Consider the following 19,812-nt stretch of genomic DNA (forward strand, 5'->3'; position numbering starts at 1 on the left):
TGTAGCGCGCAGCGCCTCTGTGCCCTCAGTGGTAAAAATCACCCCCTACACACCTTAACTCCATCCCCTGCATGTTTAAGCGCTATGATCTGGCCTTGGCTGTTGTGGGCCATGGCGAGCATGTCGCCTTTCATTATATTGCTCTCTATAGCGTGTTTGGTTTTTAAGTTATTCAATAGCGAGTCTTTTATTTGAATGAGTACTTCGCTGTGGCAGCTGGCGATGTACCAGTCGTTATCCACTTTTACTAATTGCCCGTATTCTATATAGCGTTGTTGGTGTAGGCGCAGGTCGGCGGCGAGTTTGTCATCGAGTTGTTGTTTTTGGCGGGTGATCTCACTTGAATAACTGCCTGCATTATCTACTTGGTGTACCTCAATAAAGTGATAATTGTTTTGCTGTGCGGCAAAGGTGTTGTTAAGTGTGTGTTGTTGTTCAGTGGTGTTATCTGTGGTATTAAACACGGTAAAGCCCAGTACTACTAAAGCGCAGGCGAGGCTGGTCATTTGCAGGGGTAATAAAAATCGAGTCGGCTTTTTATTAGCTTTTTGATTCGGCATTTGCGTAAACAATGCCTGTTGTTCTGGCGTCAGTGTGTGGCGTTTTTTACGCTCACTAAAATGCTGGTTAAGTTGCTGCTCAAACTGTTCGTTATGCTTGTTCATGGTAGCCTCCTAATAATGTTTTTAAGTTTTGTTTTGCATAACGTAGCCGCGTTTTTACGGTTTCATGATTGCTTTGGGTGATCTGTTGTATGTCTTCAAGCGAAAAGCCTTCTTGCTGTAAGCTGAGCGCTTCGCGTTGTACAAAGCTCAGCTGCATTAAAGCGCGGTTAAAGGCTTCGTAATCAAAGCTTTGCTGAGTATTAGGTGCTGCAATTGCAGTATCGTCTGCTAATTCTACAAAACGCTGTTGTTTGCGAAACTCATCGATTAACGCATTACGGGCAAGGCGGAACAACCAGGCTTTCGGGTTGTCTTGGCTTTGATAATAATGGCGTTTTTCCATTACTTTTAACCATGTTTGTTGGCTTATATCAAAGGCGAGTTGCTCATTACTTTGCGTGACTAAGTAATGATACAAATCGTTGCCAAACAAGGTAACGAGTTTAGTTAAGTGGCGATTGTCGCCACTTTTTGCGTAGTCAGCCAAGTAGTCGTTACTGGGCTGACTAATAAACCATGACTTTAAGCTTGTAAGCATAGGCACCCTTATCCGTTAATGAGCTTTTATTGCGTTTGGTCTAACTTAAAATCAAGTTGTACACTTTGCCCCGTTTGCATTTGTGCTACGCCATCAATCACTTTTGGGCGGTATTTCCAGCGTTTTATTGCCCGTAGTGCTTCACGGTCGAAAATGCGTTTTGGTTCTGCGTTTGTTACTTGTGCATCTATTACTTCACCGGTTTGAGATACATTAAAGCTTAATTGTACCCAGCCTTCAATGCCTTCTCGTGCGGCAATGGGCGGGTATTTAGGATTTATACGTACTATGGGGGTCGCATCACCGGTTGGTCGCTGTAAGTTAGCTTTTATATCGCCACCTATTTTATCAATACTTATATCTGGCGTTATTGCGGTTGTTACTATATTAGTATCAGTACTTGGCGGTGTACGCGGCGGCACTTTAGGCGGCGTTTGCATTTTAGGTGGCGGCGGCAAGGTTTGCTTGTGCTGCACTTTAGAATCTTCAGGTGCTTGGAATATTTCTACAATGATGCTGTCATCAATAAAGCTTGGCGCGCGTTGCTCGCCACTAATTAAGTACTGCATAAATGCAAATGCCGCAAAGGTCATGGCTGCACCACCAACAATGGCCGTTGATGTTTTTAAAGCATGATTAGTGTGTGGTAAAGCTACTGTTTGCATAAGCAAATCCTCAATAAGTTAAGTGGTATTCATCACTAAAACGTGCGCTAGATTAAAAAGGGGTGAAATATTTTTAAAAAGTTTCGTGTTTGCTTATGGGCATTGGTTACAATGGCGGCTGTGAATTTTGGTTTTTATTTTATTAGGCAGTTATGCAACTTATTCAAATTGATAAAGCTCGTTATCGTAAGCATTTAAACCGCGTTATTATCGGCTGCGGCTTGGCGTTGGCTATTGGCAGTTTAGCAATCTCACAACTACTAATCGCGTTATTCCCTGATGAAAGTGGCAGTCATTTTCATTGGAATTTAATAGGTGTAGTTATTACTAGCCTAACAATTGGCTGGGCGCTGAATAAATACCGCACGCATGATTATATGACCGAAGTGGTGTATGTGTGGGATCTCAAACAAGCATTGAATAAAATCACCCGTAAAATGGCAAAATTAAAAGCGGCGGGGCGAGAGGGGAATCCTCAAGCATTGTTAGCAATTCATTATAGTTATGCGGGCTCGCGGTTATTATGGCAACTAGACGATAACACTATCACCATGGATGAATTAGCTATTAAGCAAGCTGAGCTTGATAATGTGGCGGCTAAGTTTAATGTGACGTTAAACGTTGATGATTATGATGATGTTATTTTAAAGCAATTTTAGTTGCTTTTTTGTTTCTAGAATGTGTAAAGTAGCATTCGCTTTATAATAAAAAACTTAAAAGGAACTTCAATGACATTAAACAAGCTTTGCCTAGGTGCTTTGCTAACGATTTGTACTTTTTCATCTAATGCAAACGATGTTAATTTTTCAATCGGTGGCGGCTACCCTTACTTTGTTATACCAGAGGTATCATTATCAGCAGCACAAGGTACACAGCGCTGGTATGCTAACTATAAAATAGGCTTAGATGATGGTTTTTCTGTCGGGTTTGAACATGCGCTAACGAGCGATAAAAAGCATGCTTTAGGCTTAGTTGTTGGCGCCATTGGTGCACAAGATGATGGTCGTGAGTGTCCGGATACTGATGATAAAGACATTGGTGAGACATTTGGTAATATTTTTGGCTGTGCGCTATCAGGTATGTTTGATACAGAAACGACCAACGGTGTAGGCGTGAGTTATAGTTACCTTTTTAGTGGTTTAAATGAAGGCGGTTGGCGCGTTCGTTTTGAATTAGGCTACGGTGAAGGCAGCAACAGTAATGAAAAACGCGCTGATGGTGGCGTGAGTATTAGTTACGAATTTTAATAATTGCATTAGCTTATATAGGCTTTAGTGATAAATTAAAGCCTACCTCTACCTTGTAATACATAGTGAGTCATCTGATGTAACTGGTTATTTAATTCCTCTTACTAGCACCGCAAATTCCAACCCTGCTTGGTAAATACTACCTGAAAATAGACAACCCACTTGATGGTCGAGCCAGACTTATACCTCTATGCAGCTGTGATTAGTTAGCTGTAAAATCACATTTTATTCAGTTAAATGTAAACGCAGTGGGTGGTGTTTACGTATCACGATGATCAATACGTAATGATTTTAGATAGGAATCATATGAATAAAATTAACCACAGAAAACTATTAAACAGTAAATGGACGGCAGTTTCCCCGTCAATAAAGAAAAGCATTTTATGATTACGGAAATGGAGTTTGACGAAGAGGGCGTTGTTATCAGCTGTGTTATTGAAGCGGTGATGTCAAAGCGTTCGATGGAAATAAATTGGCATGATTTAAAAGATCAACAGCGCTGGTTACAAGGTTGGAAGTAACCTAGGTATGCAGGTTTTAATTTTATTGGTATCTTATGAATGCATGTTGATGCTAGTGGATGAAATTTAATCATGAAAAAAATACTGATCGTTTGTTTAGGTAATATTTGCCGCTCACCGACTGCGGAGGCGGTGTTAAAGGCTAAAGCATTACAGCGTGGATCACAGTTTGAAATTGACTCAGCAGGTACCGCAGGCTACCACATTGGTAATCCTCCCGATAAACGCTCGCAAGCGGCGGCACTTAAACGTGGCTATAGCTTTGAGGGGATACGTTCACGACAAGTCAACGCTCATGACTTTGAGTACTTTGATTTGATCCTCGCTGCAGATAAAGCCAATTTAGCTGATCTAACTGCACTTTGTCCGGCGCATTTGCAGTATAAGCTGTCGTTATTTTTAGCTTATGGAACCTGCGTTGATGAGATCCCCGACCCTTATTATGGTGGCGAAAATGGTTTTGAACAGGTACTTGATTTAATCGAGGATGCCAGTGACAAAATACTCGATACCTTACAAAAATAGCCCAGTCATGCTGGGCTTAAAACGTGTTTATAAACAGTATTACAAACACTGATGTTATTAGTAATTACGTGTATGTATTTACCTGCCAATTTTAAAGTCTAGCTGTACTTGAGCTTTTGCAACCACTGCTTTTCCGTCTTCAAACTTAGGGGCATAACGCCACTTTTCCATTGCTTTAATGGCTTCTTGTTCAAATGCTTCACCACCTTCAGATTTAATGATGGTGATATTTTTTACAAAGCCAGCGGTGTTAACGTCAAATTCCATTTGCACTGAACCATCTTGCCTAAACCTTGCTTTACTATCTGGGTAGTTAGGTTCTTGACGATAAAGTGGGGTTTGTTGCTGGTTTTCTTGCCACGGCACCATTTTAGCTATAGCTAAACAATGTTTGGTCGCTTCGTCACTTTTACCTGTTTTTTCATAAAGGTGAACTAATTTAGAGTGAGCACTAAGCTCTGTTTCATGATCGAAGCTAAGCGCATTATCAAATACACTTACAACTCGATTTAAACGCTCAATCGCTTTAGAATATTGTCTTTTACCTTCTGCAAAAGCGGCAACTAAAAAGTCAGCTTTGATCCGCTCTACTGAGTTCTCAGGTAAGTTTTGGCTGTAAAACTCGTCTGCCTCAAGTAGGTAACGTTTGGCTTGGTTGTATTTTTTCCCTTGAAAGCCATACGCTAATCCTTGTGCAGCAGCCAGTTTCATATCTGCTACTAATTTTGGGACTTTTTGGACTGCAGCGATTTCAATAACTTGTTTGTATAGGGCGTCGGCTCTATTTACCGAATCAGTATTGGTTGCCATACCAAGCAATGCATCGATGAGTTCAATGCTACTTGCTGGATGATTAGCCGCTAAAATAGTGTAAGCCTGCTCAAACAAGGTAAAACGTTTTTGTTTGTTTTCTGCGGGGTATTGATGAAGCTCATTAGCATAGTTTATGGCTAAATTTGCAGTGTTATCTGATTTATCTCCATAGATTTGCTTACCTAGCAAATAGGCTTGTTCAGCTTTATCTTCTGCGCCTTTGCCTTGTTGCTGTGCATCAAGGTATTGCTGGTAAACTATTTTAAATTGACTATGTATAGATTCATCGGCGTGACTATAACCAGAATAGGCGATGGCAAGACAAAGTAGTAAAGAGGAGGCTTTCATAATGTTCCTTATTATTATGTTTAATTAAATTATACCAAATAGGTACAACTATGTCATTGATTTAGAGTATCGGGTAAGAATTTTGTTTTTGGTGGGGTGGAATTGTCGATTTAGCGCAAGGCAATGCTTGAATTGCGAGTAACTGCCTCAATATAGTTATTACTCATTGCGGTGTTGTATTATTTTCAATGCAGTTTGTTTTTGTGATATTATCACGTTTGCATTATCGCATTACTTTTTAATTTTGGATTTGTCGTGGCGCAAGTAAGAGCTAGAGTCCAGCTAAATGTTGGCAAAAACAGTGATATACCCGCAGAAATCGTGTCATTTAGCGATTTAAAAGATGGCCAAGAGCATGTTGCTTTGGTGTTTAATCGTGCTGATAGCGAGCAGTCTGTGCCGCTTATTCGTATGCATTCTGAATGTTTAACCGGTGATGTATTTCATTCATCACGGTGTGATTGTGGTGAACAACTCAACGAATGTATTGAAATGATGCATCAACAAGGTGGTATTTTACTTTATTTACGCCAAGAAGGGCGTGGTATTGGTTTATACAATAAAATTGACGCCTATGTATTGCAATCACAAGGTATGAATACCTATGAAGCAAATAATCATTTGGGCTTTGCTGATGACTTACGTGACTTTTCTGACGCGGTATTAATGCTAGAAGCGATGGGGTTGGCTCACGTAAAGCTGATGACCAATAATCCTAAAAAGCTTAATGCCTTGAAAGATGCAGGTATTGAAGTTGAATCAGTGGTTGGCACGCATGCACACATTAAAGCTGGTTTAGCCGGCAATAAAGCATACCTAGAGACGAAAATTAAGCATGGTGCGCATATGTTAGATATAAAGAAGATTAAAAAACCGTAATTTTAAGCTGTCGTCTATGTAATCCCATCCAACGCCGAGTTATACTCGGCGTGTTTTTGTTGTTAATTTAAGAGCAAGTATGTCAATTGAATTACGAGTATTTAAGGCCGATGCAGGGCTGAAATGGTTTAAAGCAGGCTGGCTTATTTTTAAAACTCAGCCTTTTACCTTTATTTTTATGCACTTATTTATAGGTATTATTGGTTTACTATCGCTATTTTTACCTTTCTTACAAATTATAGCAGCCATCGCCACGCCGTTTTTAACTGCGGGGTTTTATCAAGCGGTGATCACCAAACAGCAAGGCGGCAAAATTATGTTGGCCGATATCCTAAAACCGTTTACCGCCAAAGGTAATCGCATGGGGCTGCTTCGTTTAGCGCTTTATCAAATGGCGGCCGGTGTATTGATGGCTTTGCTAGCTGGGGGTTTATTTTCCGAAGCGATTGAGATTATGAGTAATCCGAATGTCGATCCTAACATTGCCTTGCAGCAAGTAATTGATAGCATCTCGATGGCAAATTTGGCGCTGTTTTTAATTGCGTTATCGGTGTATTTAACGGCTTTTTCTTATGCGGTGCCGTTGGTTTATTTTAATCAACAAAAACGTATTTTTGAGGTGCTAAAAAGCTCACTTATGGTGTTTTACCACAACATGGCACCATTGAGTGTATATGGGGCAATTACTGCAGGCTTGATGATGCTTTCAATGTTTTTATCATTCTTGCCGCTGTTGGTTTTAATGCCAATTTGCTACATTAGCTTTTTTGTTTCTTATCAAGCTATTTTTATGCCGATCGTACCGCCTGCAGAGGCAGAGCCTGTTGCGCCGCAGCATAATGATCAAAGCGGTCGTTTTGACGCATAATGGCTGAAGAAATGGATGAAGCATTACAAAAGAAGTTAAAAAATTATGTACTTTGGTTACTCGGGCGCCAAGAATATTCGCGTCGAGAGTTAACCCAAAAATTACAGCAAAAAGAGGCGACGCCTGAATTTATCGAAGCTTTATTAGATTGGTGTGAAGAGCACAATTTTATAAATGAGCAGCGTTATGTTGAAGGTTTTGTACGTCGCCACATTGCTAAAAAACATGGCTTAAAACGTATTCAAAGCGAAGCCATGGGCAAAAGGATTGACCGAGCACTGTTAGAAAGTGTGATTGAATCATTCGAAATTGATTGGTTTGGGTTAGCGCAGGATGCGTATTTAAAGAAGTATTCAAATTCACAGGACGACTTCGATCACAAAGAAAAAGCTAAGCGCGTGCGCTACTTAATGTATCGAGGGTTCAGTTACGAACAAATAGATTTTGCAATGCAAGCACAGTAAAAATGGGTGAGACGTTCACATGCAGCACATGACTACCGCACAGATCAGGCAACAGTTTTTAGATTTTTTTGCCTCTAAACAACACCAAATTGTTCCATCAAGCTCGCTTATTCCGGGTAACGATGCGACGTTATTATTTAATAACGCCGGCATGGTGCAATTTAAAGATGTATTTTTAGGCGCCGAAAGCCGCCCTTATAACCGCGCAACTAGCTCACAACGTTGTGTGCGTGCCGGTGGTAAGCATAACGATTTAGAAAATGTAGGCTACACAGCACGCCACCATACATTTTTCGAAATGTTAGGTAACTTCAGCTTTGGTGATTACTTTAAGCAAGACGCGATTAAGTTTGCGTGGGAGTTTTTGACTGACGTTGTAAAACTGCCGAAAGAAAAACTGCTTGTTACTATCTATCATGATGATGAAGAAGCATTTGGTTATTGGGCTAACGAAATTGGTTTGCCTGAAGATCGCATTATTCGTATTGCTACTTCAGATAACTTCTGGTCAATGGGTGATACTGGCCCGTGTGGTCCATGTTCTGAAATTTTTTATGATCATGGCGAACAGATTTGGGGCGGACCTCCAGGCTCACCTGAAGAAGATGGCGACCGTTTCATTGAAATTTGGAACCTGGTATTTATGCAGTATAACCGTCAAAGCGACGGTACGATGGAGCCGCTTCCTAAGCAGTCTGTTGATACAGGTATGGGTCTTGAGCGCATTGCTGCAATTTTACAAGGCGTGCATTCAAACTACGAAATCGATTTATTCCAAGGCTTAATTAAAGCTGCTGCAGAAGTTACCAATGCACAAGATATGGATGATAAATCACTGCGCGTAGTGGCGGATCATATTCGTTCATGTGCGTTTTTAATTTCTGATGGGGTTATGCCATCAAACGAAGGCCGTGGTTATGTACTGCGCCGTATCATTCGTCGTGCAGTTCGCCATGGTAACAAGCTTGGCGCACAAGGTTCGTTCTTCTATAAGTTAGTTGCTGCGCTAATCGAGCAAATGGGTCAAGCGTATCCAGAGCTTGCAAAACAGCAAGAAATCATCGAAAAAGTACTGCGTATTGAAGAAGAGCAGTTTGGCAAAACTCTTGAGCGTGGTTTAGCTATTTTAGAAGAAAGCCTGACTGATTTAACTGGCGATGTGATCCCAGGTGAATTGGTATTCAAATTATATGACACCTATGGTTTCCCTGCCGATTTAACCGCAGATGTAGCGCGTGAGCGCTTTATGACGATTGATGAGCAAGGCTTCCAAGAGTGCATGGCTGTACAGCGTAAAACTGCACAACAAGCTGGTAAATTTGGTGCTGACTATAACCAGCAATTAAAGTCTGACAAACACACTGACTTTAAAGGCTATGACGCAACGCACTATAGTGGCACTGTGATTGAAATGTTCGCGCAAGGTGAAGCTGTATCAGTACTTGAAGATGGCCAACAAGGCATTGTGGTACTAGATCGCACACCGTTTTACGCTGAATCTGGTGGCCAAGTTGGCGACACCGGCACATTAACGGTAGCTGGCGGTGAGTTTACAGTAACTAATACTACTAAACTTGGTAATGCATTCGCGCATCACGGAACAGTGATGGGCCGTATTGGTGTGAATGATAAAGTTGACGCTAACATTGATGATAAGCGCCGTGATCGTGTTAAAAAGAATCATACAGCGACGCATATTTTACACGAAGCACTACGTCAGTTATTGGGCGATCATGTGTCGCAAAAAGGTTCACTCGTAGACCCTGAACGTTTACGTTTTGACTTCTCGCATTTTGAAGCAGTCACGAAAGCTGAACTACGTGAAATTGAGCGAGTTGTGAATGACGAGATCCGTCGTAACTTTGCGCTAAATACTGAGCTGATGGCAATCGATGCCGCCAAAGAAAAAGGCGCAATGGCGTTATTTGGTGAGAAGTACGATGATGAAGTTCGCGTAGTGACTATTGGTGATTACTCTATAGAACTGTGTGGCGGTACTCACGTAAATCGTGCTGGTGATATCGGTTTATTCAAAATAGTTTCTGAGAGCGGTATTGCTGCCGGTGTGCGTCGTATTGAAGCGGTAACGGGTGCTGATGCAATTGCTTATGTAAGTGAGCAAGAGCAACACCTAAACGACGTAGCGGCTCTTGTTAAAGGCGACAGCGCATCAGTACTTGAAAAAGTAACAGCCTTGCTTGAAAAGTCAAAAGGGCTTGAAAAACAAATAGCACAGCTAAGCGACAAGCTAGCCAGTGCTGCGGGTGCATCATTAATTGATTCAATTGTTGAAATTAACGGTGTTAAATTACTTGTGGCAAACGTTGAAGGCACTGAATCAAAAGCCTTACGCGGCATGGTTGATGACCTTAAAAACAAGATTGGCTCAGGTGTTATTGCACTTGGTGTTGCTGATGGCGACAAAGTAAGCTTAATTGCTGGTGTGACTAAAGACTTAACTGGCAAAGTGAAAGCCGGTGAGCTGGTAAATCACATGGCATCACAAGTTGGTGGTAAAGGCGGCGGTCGTCCTGATATGGCGCAAGCTGGTGGCTCTGAGCCGCAAAACTTAACTGCAGCACTTGATAGCGTAACCGCTTGGTTAACTGAGCGTACTTAATAGCTCAGTACGTAAAGTTGATTTAACACTTTAGGAGGCTCAATTGAGTCTCCTAAAGTGTTTATTCTAAATCTGCTTTAACAACTAAGTCACGTCCTAAATTTATGGCTAAAACGGCATACCCTACTAAATACACACTACCGCATTTTTTATTGCCACTGGATTTACCTTAATTACGAAAAAACTCTGAACCATCTCCATAAATTCTTTACAGCGATGATAAAACTAATTTTTATTGAAACTTTTTCTCGATAACTGCATCCAAATAGTTAAGATTAATCATAACTTTGAAAAAATAGGCTATGCTTATATCGACTACCGTTATAGTGCACAGAAAAGATTTTAGTAACTACTTGAAGTATTAGATGACAGCCACCATTATATTAACAGTAAAGAGATTTCTGTTGGTTGCTCAGTTGCTAAAGTCGCCATTGAGGCAGTGAGTATGAAATCATATCCTAGTGTAGTAAGTTTGTTTTTATACATTAACGTAAACACGTATCAAGATCTGATATTAAAATATTAGTTTGAATAGATGAAACATACTTAGAATTGGCAATAGGCGCATTATAAAGAGTTTTTTTAACAGAAAATGAATCGATTTAGAGTTTTTACTTACTATTAAGGCTTATTTTCTTTAATATACAGACGCGGAATCTTTTAATTTATTGGAATACGGGAGCAAGAGAATGCTAATACTAACTCGTCGAGTAGGTGAAACCCTAATGATTGGTGACGAAGTAACTGTCACTGTACTAGGTGTTAAAGGAAATCAAGTACGTATTGGTGTTAATGCACCTAAAGACGTTTCGGTACACCGTGAAGAAATTTACATGCGTATTCAAGCTGAAAAGTCTAACCCGAATCCGGGCAATGCTTAATCAATTTAATTGATATGAAAGAGCCACTATTTAGTGGCTCTTTTTTTTATGTATTCAATAATCTCATCACTCAGTACGCTGTTTGAAACGTACTGCATGCCGCGACGACTTTTTAAAATAATACCGCGAACAGTAAAAATTACTTCATCGATATCTTGCCATGCTAGCTGATAGCTTTTATGTGGGTTTTCGCTTTTAAAACCGCTTTCATCAATAGTTAAAGTTGCCTCAGAGCCTGATGCTCGACTAAGCATTTGCCGCGTTACCCACCAAGGCCTGCGATAATAAAAAGCAACACATTCAAGTACTGCGGCCATGATCAAGAAATTTCCTAAATAGTGTTTTTCTAACCAATAAATAGCTGTAAGTCCTAAACTAACCAATAAGACTAAAAAAACATATTTCGGCTTTGCTTGTGCGCTGTAAGGCAGAGACTCATCAAAACATTCGTAAAAGTAGGGTTTATCTAATGTATAAGTGGTACTAAATGACATGATTTACAAATTCGGGATTACTGTGCGGTTATTTTAGCAAGCTTAGTCGCAAAAAGCCGTTCTTTTAAATGTTCATTTGTTTGTTACTATGAGGGCTTAAGATCTATATGCGTGACAGGGGATGGTGATGTTTAGTTTAATTGGTTTGACTTGGGCGCTGTCCAGTAATGCGTTTTTGGTGATGGGGGATATGCCATATACTCCAATTGATGAAATGAATTTAGCGCCAACAGGGGCTTTGGGTAAAAAAATAAAAACGACTGAGCATGCTTTTTTGATCCATGTTGGCGATATGAAATCCGGTTCTGAGCCTTGTAAAAATGAGTTGCTTGAGAAGAATAAACAGTTACTTACCTCTTTAACTACGCAGCCATTTATTTACACCCCGGTGACAATGAATGGGCTGATTGCGACCGAAAAAATCTAATTCCTCGTTATGATGAATTAGAGCGCCTGGTATATTTAAAAACCTTGATGTTTGATGATAAATACCTTGAAAAAGCCAATACCTTAGTTGATTTTCAGCAACAGCCTAGCATGCACGAAAATGCGCGTTGGCGCCTTGCTGATGTAGAGTTTATCACGCTGCATATTGCAGGGACCCACAATGGCCGTCGAGAGGTGTTAAAAAGTGATAAACAACTTGCTTATCAACAAGCTGACACAAGAGACGCCAACAACCTTAACTGGTTAGCGCAAGCAAATCCAACAGCCAAAGGTTATGTGATTGCTTTTCAGGCAGATATTTACACCCATCGAACAGCACAACCGGCATGCAGTAAAACTCAGCCAGAACAGTGTGATGGTTTTAAAGTGTATCGCGATGCTTTGGCGGAATTTGCAAACACAGTAAAAAAGCCGGTATTAGTGATCCACGGTGATACAGGCCCTTATTGTCAGCAACCATTATCCGAAAATTTAACGCGGCTCAATGTACCCGGTGATTTTATGTTTAGTGACATTGCCAAAGTGAGTTTGGTGCAACAAGATACAGATGTAACTTGGCAGATCAACAGTTTAAAAAGTGGTAAACCACTCAAGCGGATCTGCCGTTAATTTTCGGCTAAGCCGGCATCGGTCATCAAGTTTTCAAGTTCGTCTTGCAGCTCAAAAAGTTCTGGCTCAATATAACTTAAATCACAATCGCCTTTTAACGCGGTTTCCAGTGCTTCAGCAAGTGTTTTTAGCTTGGGTACGCCAGTGTAGCAGCAAGCACCATGAAATTTATGAATAATACTTAGCACATGTTCGCAATCTTGGCTGGCGGTCGCTTCTTCAAGTAATCGCAGAGTTTCTGGCACACTGAGTAACAACATATTAAGCATTTCAAGCGCCAGTTCGTTTTTACCGCCGGCACGTTGCAATGCTAATGGCCAATCTAGTGATGAGCTAACAAAAGGAGGCTCACTAGCAATCAGGTCATTACGGCTTTTGTCACGTCGCAGCGGTGATTGCGGGCTATGATCACTAATAATCTGTTTCAACATATCTTCATCAATAGGTTTAGTTAAATAGCCTTTAAAACCATCGGTAATAAGTTGCTCTTTTTCGCCCGCTAAGGCATGCGCTGTGACAGCAATAATAGGAGTATCTTCGTTTAAGGATGATTCTAGGATCAGTTTACAGGCGGTAATACCGTCCATAATTGGCATTTGAATATCCATAAAAATAATGTCGTATTTATGGCTTTTGCTCAAACTATAGGCTTGTGAGCCATTATGAGCGGTATCAATAGTTTCAATTTGCTCTTCTAGTAAAGTACAAATTAACTTTAAATTGGCATCATTATCATCAACGACTAATACTTTTAGTGGTAATAATTTCTCGTCATTTTCTTCAATATTATGCACGGGATGATCGAGTCGATAAGGTGCTGCAAGCACTTCACAGAGCTTGCGATGGTTGAGCGGTTTACTTAAACACGCATCTGCACCACAGCCAATATAAGCTTCGCGCATATTGTGCGATACCGAATTAAGCATTAAATACAGATAGTCAGTCGATTCACGGACTGCTTTGATATAGCTTTTTAAGCGTTGCATTTCGTCAACTGCGGCAACATGGCCGATAATACAAATATCGTAATTAAACTCTTTATTTAACTCTTGTAAAAAAGTTTCTTGATCAAAGCACGCTGTGACCTTTGTTTGCCACTCGGTGAGTAAAGAGAGCACTGCATGATGGGTATGTTCATGGGGTTCTAGGTATAAAATACGTTTATTTGCGAGAGATTTACTTGGCAAGTCGCTGTTATAAATATGGCTTGGTAGTCTAAATACGCCATTAAAAGTAAAGCAGGTACCATTACTCGGCGCTGAGTTTAAAGTAATACGGCCACCCATGGTTTCAACTATGTGCTTGGTAATAATTAAGCCAAGGCCTGTGCCACCAAATTTACGGGTAATGCTTGAATCAGCTTGGCCAAAAGGAGTGAACAAAGCATCTTGTTTATCCATTGGAATGCCAACGCCAGTATCGGTTACTGACACTAACACTGAGGTACGTTCTTCATCAAGTAAACGATGGCCAACATCAATTTTAATTGAGCCTTTTTCAGTAAACTTAATTGCATTACTAATCAAGTTGATCAGGACTTGCTTAAACCTGGTTGGATCACCTGTTATGTTGTCAGGCACTAGTGAGTTGATATAAATCGATAGCTCTAATTGTTTTTCATGCGCACTAGGTGCCAGTAGTGTAAGTACTTCGTTTATTGTGTCTCGTAGTTGAAATTGAATGGACTCAAGTTCCATAGCGCCCGCTTCAAGCTTTGAAAAATCTAAAATATCGCTGATGATAGTCATTAAACTATTGGCTGATAGTTCGATGGTATCGAGGTAATCTTTTTGGTGTTTATTAAGCGGTGTTTTATGTAATTGACGAGTAAAGCCAATGACACCATTGAGTGGTGTGCGTAATTCGTGACTCATTTTCGCTAAAAAGTCCGATTTTACGCGGTTGGCGTCTTGGGCATCGGTTTTAGCAATACTGAGCTGAATATTCTGTGTTTCGTATAATTCTAACGACTCGCGCAAGTCACTGGTTGCCTGATCGATGTGCTTCTGCATTTCATCTTTTTGCATCACCATAGTATCAGAAATGGTGTTTAGCCCTTGGCGTAATAACTCAAACTCGCCCATCATCGGAGCGGTTAGGCCGGTTTCTCTTTTCCCTTCGATTAATTTGTCAGTAGCCAGTACTAACTTATTTAATGGGGTCATAAACATATGGCTAAGCCTGATGGCTAAAATAGCCGCTAACACTAAGGCTAAAATAATCACGATACCGCTGACTAATAATGCTTGTTGCTGACCAATAATCGCTTGGTCTTTGTTGAGCTGAATCACCACAGTGCCAAGAGATGTTTGAAACGCTGCATTATTCCATTGAGCGTCTGGCGTTGAGTGATTGATGATCGGCGTAAAAAATGTAATTAGGTGATCGCTGGGCAGTACCTTGGTGTTTTTTCCTGCTTGCAAGTATTCATTGTGCAGTAGATCATCAAAGTCACGGTGATAGTTACTGGTTAATACCAGTTCATTATGCTCGTCAAAAATTGCGATGGTTTTAATTGCTGGAGAGTGTTTATTATGCGCATGGCTGATCAAACGGTTTAGTAGCTGTTTATTTTTTGCTAATAATGGCTGCTCAATGGCAATCGACAGTGGCTCTGAGATAGTCGCACCTTGCTGATATAAAATTTCATCAAGCTCAATGTAACGATTTATTGTAAAATAGCCGCCAAGTAGTAATCCGATAATCACTGTGGGAATAAGTGTTAGCGTTAAAACTGAGTCGCGCAAACCAAGTTTAGTCATAAGTGAACGTTGTTATCATTATTAGTTAGTTAAAGAGTATATACTTATAAGCTAGTAATCAATCACCCTCGTAGAATCAATATTTAAGGTGTTGCCCGATGGCGCAGTTTTTCCAAGCAAAAAAGAAAACCCTTTCTGGGCAGTCGTTAACTTTAGCCATTTCAGGAATGGATCATCAAGGTCGGGGGATTGCCAAGCATAATAATAAAGTGTGCTTTGTTAGCGGTGCACTGACAGGTGAAACGGTTAAGGCCAAACTAACTGAAGATAAAGCTCGTTATAGCGCGGCTAAAACGATAAAAGTTGAGCAGGCCAGTGAAGCACGGGTTAAACCGTTTTGCGAACATTATCAACAATGTGGTGGTTGCCAATTACAGCATTTGCGACTTGATCAACAATTAGTTGAAAAGCAAGTGGCGGTGAGCCAGCTGTTTTCAAAGTTTGCCAAGCTTGATGCAATGAACTGGCAAGCCCCGTTATTGAGCGAGCCGACGCACTACCGTCGCAGTGCGCGGTTAGCGGTGATGTTTGATAAAACCGCAAAAAAAATGCGGGTTGGTTATCGCGCGCAAGGTTCTAAACAAATTGTCAGTGTGCAGCAGTGTGCAGTACTGAGTGACGATTTTGCCGCAATTTTTACTGTTTTTGATCAGTTATTAAACCAATATGGCGAACTTCGCAGTGTTAGCCATATACAATTATGCCAAGCAGATGAGCAAAATTTTGTGGTGATCCGCCACACTAAAAGCATCAGTGATAAGCTAAAAGCAACTGTTGAGCAGCAGGGGCTTGACCATCAGTGGCAAATAATATGGCAAGGAGATACTCAGCAAATTAATCACAGCCATTTACCTATGCCGTTTTATAGCTTACCTGAACTTGGACTAAAATTTACGTTTGGGCTGGAAAACTTTATTCAAGTCAATGCGCAGGTAAATCAAGCGATGCTTTCTCAAGCGGTTGACTGGCTGAATTTAAAAGGGGACGAACAGGTACTAGACCTATTTTGTGGGATTGGTAACTTCGCCTTAGCGCTGGCAAACAACGCAAAAAGTGTAATTGGTGTTGAAGGAGTGGCTTCTGCGGTTGCAATGGCGGCGCAAAATGCGCAAACTAACCATATAGCCAATGCTCATTTTCATTGTTTTGATTTAACACAAACAATGCAGCAAGCTCCGTGGTTTAGTAAAGAGTTGAATGTATTAGTACTGGACCCTTCACGTACCGGTGCCTTAGCTATTTTAGAGCAACTGCCTCTGAAGCAATTTAAAACGATTTTATATGTATCTTGCGACCCTGTGACTTTAGCCCGTGACAGCGCAATTATTACGCAAGCTGCATTTTCACTTGAAAAAATAGGGCTAATGAATATGTTTCCACACACGGGGCATATCGAAACGATGGCGTTATTTCAACGGAGGTAGAGCGCATTATGGTAGCTACTCGGCAATCACACCAACACGACAAACCGGGTGATTTTAGCACACGACTTGGTTTACTTAACTTAACGCAAGAAAAGCGCGAACTATTAAGTAAAGCGAATACCCTTTGCGCTGAACTGCATAATCATCAGCAACAAAATATTGCCATGGAAATGGTCGAAATTTTGGTGGAAATGAATCTCGATGCAGACACCCTCGCTACCGCATATATTACGCCGAGTTTTTTGGCTAATCTAATCGACATCGATACAGTAAGCGATGTGATGGGGAGCCATGTGGCAACTCTGCTAACGGGTGTTGCACAAATGGCTACTATTAGCACTTTGGCTCATCAAGGTACTGGCACCGTTCAAGTTGATAATATACGCCGTATGTTATTGGCGATGGTTGAAGATGTGCGCGCTGTGGTTATTAAACTTGCTGAGCAGGTATGTCATTTACGAGAGGTTAAAAACGCCAACGAAGAAGAGCGGGTGATTGCTGCAAAAGAAACCGCTGATATCTTTGCGCCACTTGCTAACCGGTTAGGGATTGGGCAATTAAAGTGGGAGCTGGAAGATCTATCGTTTCGCTATTTGCACCCTGATGTGTATAAAAATATTGCCAAGCAATTGGATGATAAGCGCCTAGGTCGCGAAGCTTATATGGTAGATATGGTTGAGCAAGTTAAAACTAAACTGGCTCAAGCAGGTATTAAAGGCGAGGTATATGGTCGGCCAAAACATATCTACAGTATTTACAAAAAAATGGCGCAAAAGAATTACGAGTTTGACCAGTTATTTGATATTCGCGCCATGCGTATTGTGGTGGATGAATTGCAAGATTGTTACGGTGCGCTGGGGATCGTACACACCAATTGGCGCCATCTAAATAAAGAATTTGATGATTATATTGCCACCCCTAAACAAAATGGTTATCAATCTATTCATACCGTAGTATTTGGCCCAGAAGGCAAAACGGTTGAAATCCAAATTCGTACCCACGCGATGCACCAAGATGCTGAGCTCGGAGTCGCTGCGCACTGGATGTATAAAGAAGGGGCGTTACCTGGGCGTGGTTCTGGGTATGAGCAAAAAATTAGCTGGTTGCGTAAATTATTGCAATGGCAAGAAGAGGTGGTTGATGGCAGCGATTTAGCCGAAGAGCTAAAAAATCAAGTGGTCGAAGATCGGGTGTATATTTTCACCCCTCGAGGCGATATTTTTGATTTACCGCTGGGCGCAACACCATTGGATTTTGCTTATTATATTCACTCAAATGTCGGTCATCGTTGTATTGGTGCAAAAGTATTTGGCAAAATTGTGCCTTTTACCCATCAATTACACACTGGCGATCAGGTTGAAATTTTAACCCAAAAACAACCGAATCCTAGCCGCGATTGGTTAAATCCATCACTGGGATATATTAAATCATCCCGCGCGAGAGCGAAAATACACCACTGGTTTAAACAACTCGATCGCGATAAAAATCTCAGTGCTGGTAAAGAAATTCTAGATAACGAATTGCAAAAGCTCGATTTGACCTACAAAAACTTAGAGCCGGCTATTATTCGCTATAACTTTAAAGAGTTAGATGACTTAATGGTTGCGATTGGCGCCGGCGATGTGCGTTTAAATCAGTTGCTGAATTTTATCACGGATCGCTCTGATGACGAGCCCGTCATCCGCTTTAAGAACCCGACTAAAATCAGCGGTGATAAAAATGGTATCGTGGTTGATGGGGTTGGTAGTTTAATGAGCCATGTGGCTAAATGTTGCCGCCCAGTTCCTGGTGAGTCAATAATCGGTTATATCACGCAAGGGCGTGGCATAGGTGTGCATAGGACTGATTGTGATTCTTTTAATAATCTAAGAACACAACATCCTGAGCGTGTTATTGCGGTTAGTTGGTCAGACGAAATTAACGGCTCTTATGCTCTGTGTATTAAAATTGAAGCAAGTGACAGAGCTGGGCTTATACGTGATATTAGTTCGGTACTGGCCAATGAAAAAGTTAATGTGCTGAATATGAATATGGAAACCGTGGACGACCGCCAATTAGCGTTGTTTACCATGCAAGTGGAAGTACATGATTTATCAAGTACCAATCGATTACTATCAAAATTAGATCAAATCGAAGGCGTGCATGAAGCAAAACGTAGTCACTAGGAATGTAAATGAACCAGACAACTAATACCTCGACGAATACCTTAACTGAGTTATTAGCCATTATGGCTAAATTACGTGATCCAGCAACAGGCTGCCCGTGGGATTTAAAGCAAGACTTTACATCCATCGTACCGCATACCTTAGAAGAAGCATACGAGGTAGCCGATTGCATTGAAAAAGGTGATTTCGGTGAGCTCAAAAATGAACTGGGTGATTTACTCTTCAAGTGATTTTTTATGCGCAATTGGCACAAGAGCAAGGGTTATTTGATTTTAATGATGTAATGGCTGGGCTAAATAATAAGTTAGTGCGTCGCCATCCACATGTATTTGCCGATCAGCAAGGGCTGACTGAACAACAACTCAGTGAGCAGTGGCAAACCATAAAAGCACAGGAGCGGGCAGCAAAAGCTGAACCGCAGAGCAACACATTATGGCAAGATATACCTGCAAATCTGCCTAGTTTGAGTAAAGCCAAAAAAATTCAGCAGCGGGTTGCAGGATTAGGCTTTGATTGGCCTAGTTATCATGGTGCATTAGATAAAGTGGCTGAAGAAGTTGATGAAGTAAAAGAAGCGTTAGCCGTTGATCCATTTTCAGCACACAGCGCAGAAGAAATCGGCGATTTATTGTTTGCTACAGTTAATGTAGCACGGCATATTAAACGTGACCCAGAGCAATTATTACGTAGCGCCAATGATAAGTTTTCAGCGCGATTTGAAAAAGTACAAGCCTATTTATGTGAGCGTGGGCAATCGCTTGATACAGCAACCCTTGCTGAAATGGATGCCGCATGGGATGCGATAAAAAAGCAGCAGTAAATAATGCGAAACGCTGAGTGCGTTTTTTGTGCAGAGAATTACTAACTTTCGCTGGAT

18 protein-coding genes and 2 pseudogenes are annotated in these 19,812 nt (G+C 41.0%); 14 read left to right on the forward strand and 6 right to left on the reverse strand.

Going from position 1 to position 19,812, the window contains the following annotated elements:
• Positions 1-38: 38 nt before the first annotated feature.
• Genes P4S61_RS13820 through P4S61_RS13830 form a run of 3 tightly spaced genes read right to left on the reverse strand, consistent with a single transcriptional unit; the run spans position 39 to position 1,868 of the window.
• Entirely contained in the window at positions 39-665 is a 627-nt protein-coding gene (locus tag P4S61_RS13820) for a hypothetical protein (RefSeq protein ID WP_337118469.1), read from the reverse strand.
• Positions 652-1,203: an RNA polymerase sigma factor gene (locus tag P4S61_RS13825; protein ID WP_337118470.1), complete on the reverse strand. Its 552-nt coding sequence runs from the start codon at positions 1,201-1,203 to the stop codon at positions 652-654. The genes P4S61_RS13820 and P4S61_RS13825 overlap by 14 nt, the downstream gene beginning before the upstream one ends.
• Positions 1,204-1,229: 26 nt before the next feature.
• Positions 1,230-1,868: an energy transducer TonB gene (locus P4S61_RS13830; protein ID WP_182731172.1), complete on the reverse strand. Its 639-nt coding sequence runs from the start codon at positions 1,866-1,868 to the stop codon at positions 1,230-1,232.
• Between the two features lie 152 nt (positions 1,869-2,020).
• Between P4S61_RS13830 and P4S61_RS13835 the strand changes: the two genes are divergently transcribed.
• The 4 genes and pseudogenes from P4S61_RS13835 to P4S61_RS13850 all read left to right on the forward strand — a co-directional run bounded on the left by P4S61_RS13835 (position 2,021) and on the right by P4S61_RS13850 (position 4,161).
• Complete coding sequence (locus tag P4S61_RS13835; RefSeq protein ID WP_182718023.1) at positions 2,021-2,527, forward strand: DUF3087 domain-containing protein; 507 nt, start codon at positions 2,021-2,023, stop codon at positions 2,525-2,527.
• 69 nt (positions 2,528-2,596) lie between these two features.
• Entirely contained in the window at positions 2,597-3,115 is a 519-nt protein-coding gene (locus P4S61_RS13840; protein ID WP_145240892.1) for a hypothetical protein, read from the forward strand.
• A 306-nt stretch (positions 3,116-3,421) separates the two neighbouring features.
• Positions 3,422-3,636, forward strand: a pseudogene (locus P4S61_RS13845) (TIGR02450 family Trp-rich protein).
• A gap of 72 nt (positions 3,637-3,708) precedes the next feature.
• A complete protein-coding gene (locus P4S61_RS13850) occupies positions 3,709-4,161 on the forward strand; it encodes a low molecular weight protein-tyrosine-phosphatase (RefSeq protein WP_145240896.1) in 453 nt (150 codons plus the stop codon).
• Positions 4,162-4,239: 78 nt separating this feature from the next.
• On the opposite strand, the gene P4S61_RS13855 is transcribed toward P4S61_RS13850, so the two are convergent.
• Positions 4,240-5,322 carry an energy transducer TonB gene (locus P4S61_RS13855; protein WP_149981692.1) on the reverse strand — a complete coding sequence of 361 codons (1,083 nt, stop codon included), beginning with the start codon at positions 5,320-5,322 and terminating at the stop codon, positions 4,240-4,242.
• A gap of 255 nt (positions 5,323-5,577) precedes the next feature.
• Between P4S61_RS13855 and P4S61_RS13860 the strand changes: the two genes are divergently transcribed.
• The 5 genes from P4S61_RS13860 (at position 5,578) to csrA (ending at position 11,034) form a co-directional block, all read left to right on the forward strand.
• On the forward strand, positions 5,578-6,201 hold the full coding sequence (locus P4S61_RS13860; protein ID WP_145240900.1) for a GTP cyclohydrolase II: 624 nt from the start codon (positions 5,578-5,580) through the stop codon (positions 6,199-6,201).
• Between the two features lie 79 nt (positions 6,202-6,280).
• Positions 6,281-7,069: a BPSS1780 family membrane protein gene (locus P4S61_RS13865; RefSeq protein ID WP_337118471.1), complete on the forward strand. Its 789-nt coding sequence runs from the start codon at positions 6,281-6,283 to the stop codon at positions 7,067-7,069.
• 11 nt (positions 7,070-7,080) lie between these two features.
• The gene (locus P4S61_RS13870) at positions 7,081-7,533 is read left to right on the forward strand and encodes a regulatory protein RecX (RefSeq protein ID WP_182718042.1); all 453 of its coding nucleotides are present in this window, start codon (positions 7,081-7,083) and stop codon (positions 7,531-7,533) included.
• A 19-nt stretch (positions 7,534-7,552) separates the two neighbouring features.
• Positions 7,553-10,153 (forward strand): alanine--tRNA ligase, encoded by a 2,601-nt coding sequence (gene alaS, locus P4S61_RS13875; RefSeq protein ID WP_145240904.1) that lies wholly within the window; start codon positions 7,553-7,555, stop codon positions 10,151-10,153.
• Positions 10,154-10,842: 689 nt separating this feature from the next.
• Complete coding sequence (gene csrA / locus P4S61_RS13880; protein ID WP_004587515.1) at positions 10,843-11,034, forward strand: carbon storage regulator CsrA; 192 nt, start codon at positions 10,843-10,845, stop codon at positions 11,032-11,034.
• Between the two features lie 26 nt (positions 11,035-11,060).
• On the opposite strand, the gene P4S61_RS13885 is transcribed toward csrA, so the two are convergent.
• On the reverse strand, positions 11,061-11,528 hold the full coding sequence (locus P4S61_RS13885; protein WP_145240906.1) for a YcxB family protein: 468 nt from the start codon (positions 11,526-11,528) through the stop codon (positions 11,061-11,063).
• A gap of 127 nt (positions 11,529-11,655) precedes the next feature.
• On the opposite strand from P4S61_RS13885, the gene P4S61_RS13890 reads away from it, so the two are divergent.
• Together P4S61_RS13890 and P4S61_RS13895 are read left to right on the forward strand one after the other, a co-directional pair.
• A complete protein-coding gene (locus P4S61_RS13890; RefSeq protein ID WP_337118472.1) occupies positions 11,656-11,955 on the forward strand; it encodes a hypothetical protein in 300 nt (99 codons plus the stop codon).
• 47 nt (positions 11,956-12,002) lie between these two features.
• Entirely contained in the window at positions 12,003-12,584 is a 582-nt protein-coding gene (locus P4S61_RS13895) for a hypothetical protein (RefSeq protein WP_337118473.1), read from the forward strand.
• On the opposite strand, the gene barA is transcribed toward P4S61_RS13895, so the two are convergent.
• On the reverse strand, positions 12,581-15,346 hold the full coding sequence (gene barA / locus P4S61_RS13900; protein ID WP_337118474.1) for a two-component sensor histidine kinase BarA: 2,766 nt from the start codon (positions 15,344-15,346) through the stop codon (positions 12,581-12,583). The genes P4S61_RS13895 and barA overlap by 4 nt on opposite strands.
• Positions 15,347-15,444: 98 nt before the next feature.
• On the opposite strand from barA, the gene rlmD reads away from it, so the two are divergent.
• The 3 genes and pseudogenes from rlmD (at position 15,445) to mazG (ending at position 19,755) form a co-directional block, all read left to right on the forward strand.
• On the forward strand, positions 15,445-16,770 hold the full coding sequence (rlmD, locus tag P4S61_RS13905; protein WP_145240912.1) for a 23S rRNA (uracil(1939)-C(5))-methyltransferase RlmD: 1,326 nt from the start codon (positions 15,445-15,447) through the stop codon (positions 16,768-16,770).
• 8 nt (positions 16,771-16,778) lie between these two features.
• Complete coding sequence (relA, locus tag P4S61_RS13910; protein ID WP_182731179.1) at positions 16,779-18,935, forward strand: GTP diphosphokinase; 2,157 nt, start codon at positions 16,779-16,781, stop codon at positions 18,933-18,935.
• A gap of 8 nt (positions 18,936-18,943) precedes the next feature.
• Positions 18,944-19,755, forward strand: a pseudogene (mazG, locus tag P4S61_RS13915) (nucleoside triphosphate pyrophosphohydrolase).
• Positions 19,756-19,812 lie beyond the last annotated feature (57 nt).

The organism is Pseudoalteromonas sp. B160 (assembly GCF_037162485.1).
GTDB classification, from domain to species: Bacteria; Pseudomonadota; Gammaproteobacteria; order Enterobacterales; family Alteromonadaceae; genus Pseudoalteromonas; species Pseudoalteromonas rhizosphaerae.

Coding starts and splice junctions, on each gene's coding strand:
- P4S61_RS13820 (WP_337118469.1), bottom strand. CDS start 665: ATGAACAAGCATAACGAACAGTTTGAGCAGCAACTTAACCAGCATTTT.
- P4S61_RS13825 (WP_337118470.1), bottom strand. CDS start 1,203: ATGCTTACAAGCTTAAAGTCATGGTTTATTAGTCAGCCCAGTAACGAC.
- P4S61_RS13830 (WP_182731172.1), bottom strand. CDS start 1,868: ATGCAAACAGTAGCTTTACCACACACTAATCATGCTTTAAAAACATCA.
- P4S61_RS13835 (WP_182718023.1), top strand. CDS start 2,021: ATGCAACTTATTCAAATTGATAAAGCTCGTTATCGTAAGCATTTAAAC.
- P4S61_RS13840 (WP_145240892.1), top strand. CDS start 2,597: ATGACATTAAACAAGCTTTGCCTAGGTGCTTTGCTAACGATTTGTACT.
- P4S61_RS13850 (WP_145240896.1), top strand. CDS start 3,709: ATGAAAAAAATACTGATCGTTTGTTTAGGTAATATTTGCCGCTCACCG.
- P4S61_RS13855 (WP_149981692.1), bottom strand. CDS start 5,322: ATGAAAGCCTCCTCTTTACTACTTTGTCTTGCCATCGCCTATTCTGGT.
- P4S61_RS13865 (WP_337118471.1), top strand. CDS start 6,281: ATGTCAATTGAATTACGAGTATTTAAGGCCGATGCAGGGCTGAAATGG.
- P4S61_RS13870 (WP_182718042.1), top strand. CDS start 7,081: ATGGATGAAGCATTACAAAAGAAGTTAAAAAATTATGTACTTTGGTTA.
- alaS (WP_145240904.1), top strand. CDS start 7,553: ATGCAGCACATGACTACCGCACAGATCAGGCAACAGTTTTTAGATTTT.
- csrA (WP_004587515.1), top strand. CDS start 10,843: ATGCTAATACTAACTCGTCGAGTAGGTGAAACCCTAATGATTGGTGAC.
- P4S61_RS13885 (WP_145240906.1), bottom strand. CDS start 11,528: ATGTCATTTAGTACCACTTATACATTAGATAAACCCTACTTTTACGAA.
- P4S61_RS13890 (WP_337118472.1), top strand. CDS start 11,656: ATGTTTAGTTTAATTGGTTTGACTTGGGCGCTGTCCAGTAATGCGTTT.
- P4S61_RS13895 (WP_337118473.1), top strand. CDS start 12,003: ATGTTTGATGATAAATACCTTGAAAAAGCCAATACCTTAGTTGATTTT.
- barA (WP_337118474.1), bottom strand. CDS start 15,346: ATGACTAAACTTGGTTTGCGCGACTCAGTTTTAACGCTAACACTTATT.
- rlmD (WP_145240912.1), top strand. CDS start 15,445: ATGGCGCAGTTTTTCCAAGCAAAAAAGAAAACCCTTTCTGGGCAGTCG.
- relA (WP_182731179.1), top strand. CDS start 16,779: ATGGTAGCTACTCGGCAATCACACCAACACGACAAACCGGGTGATTTT.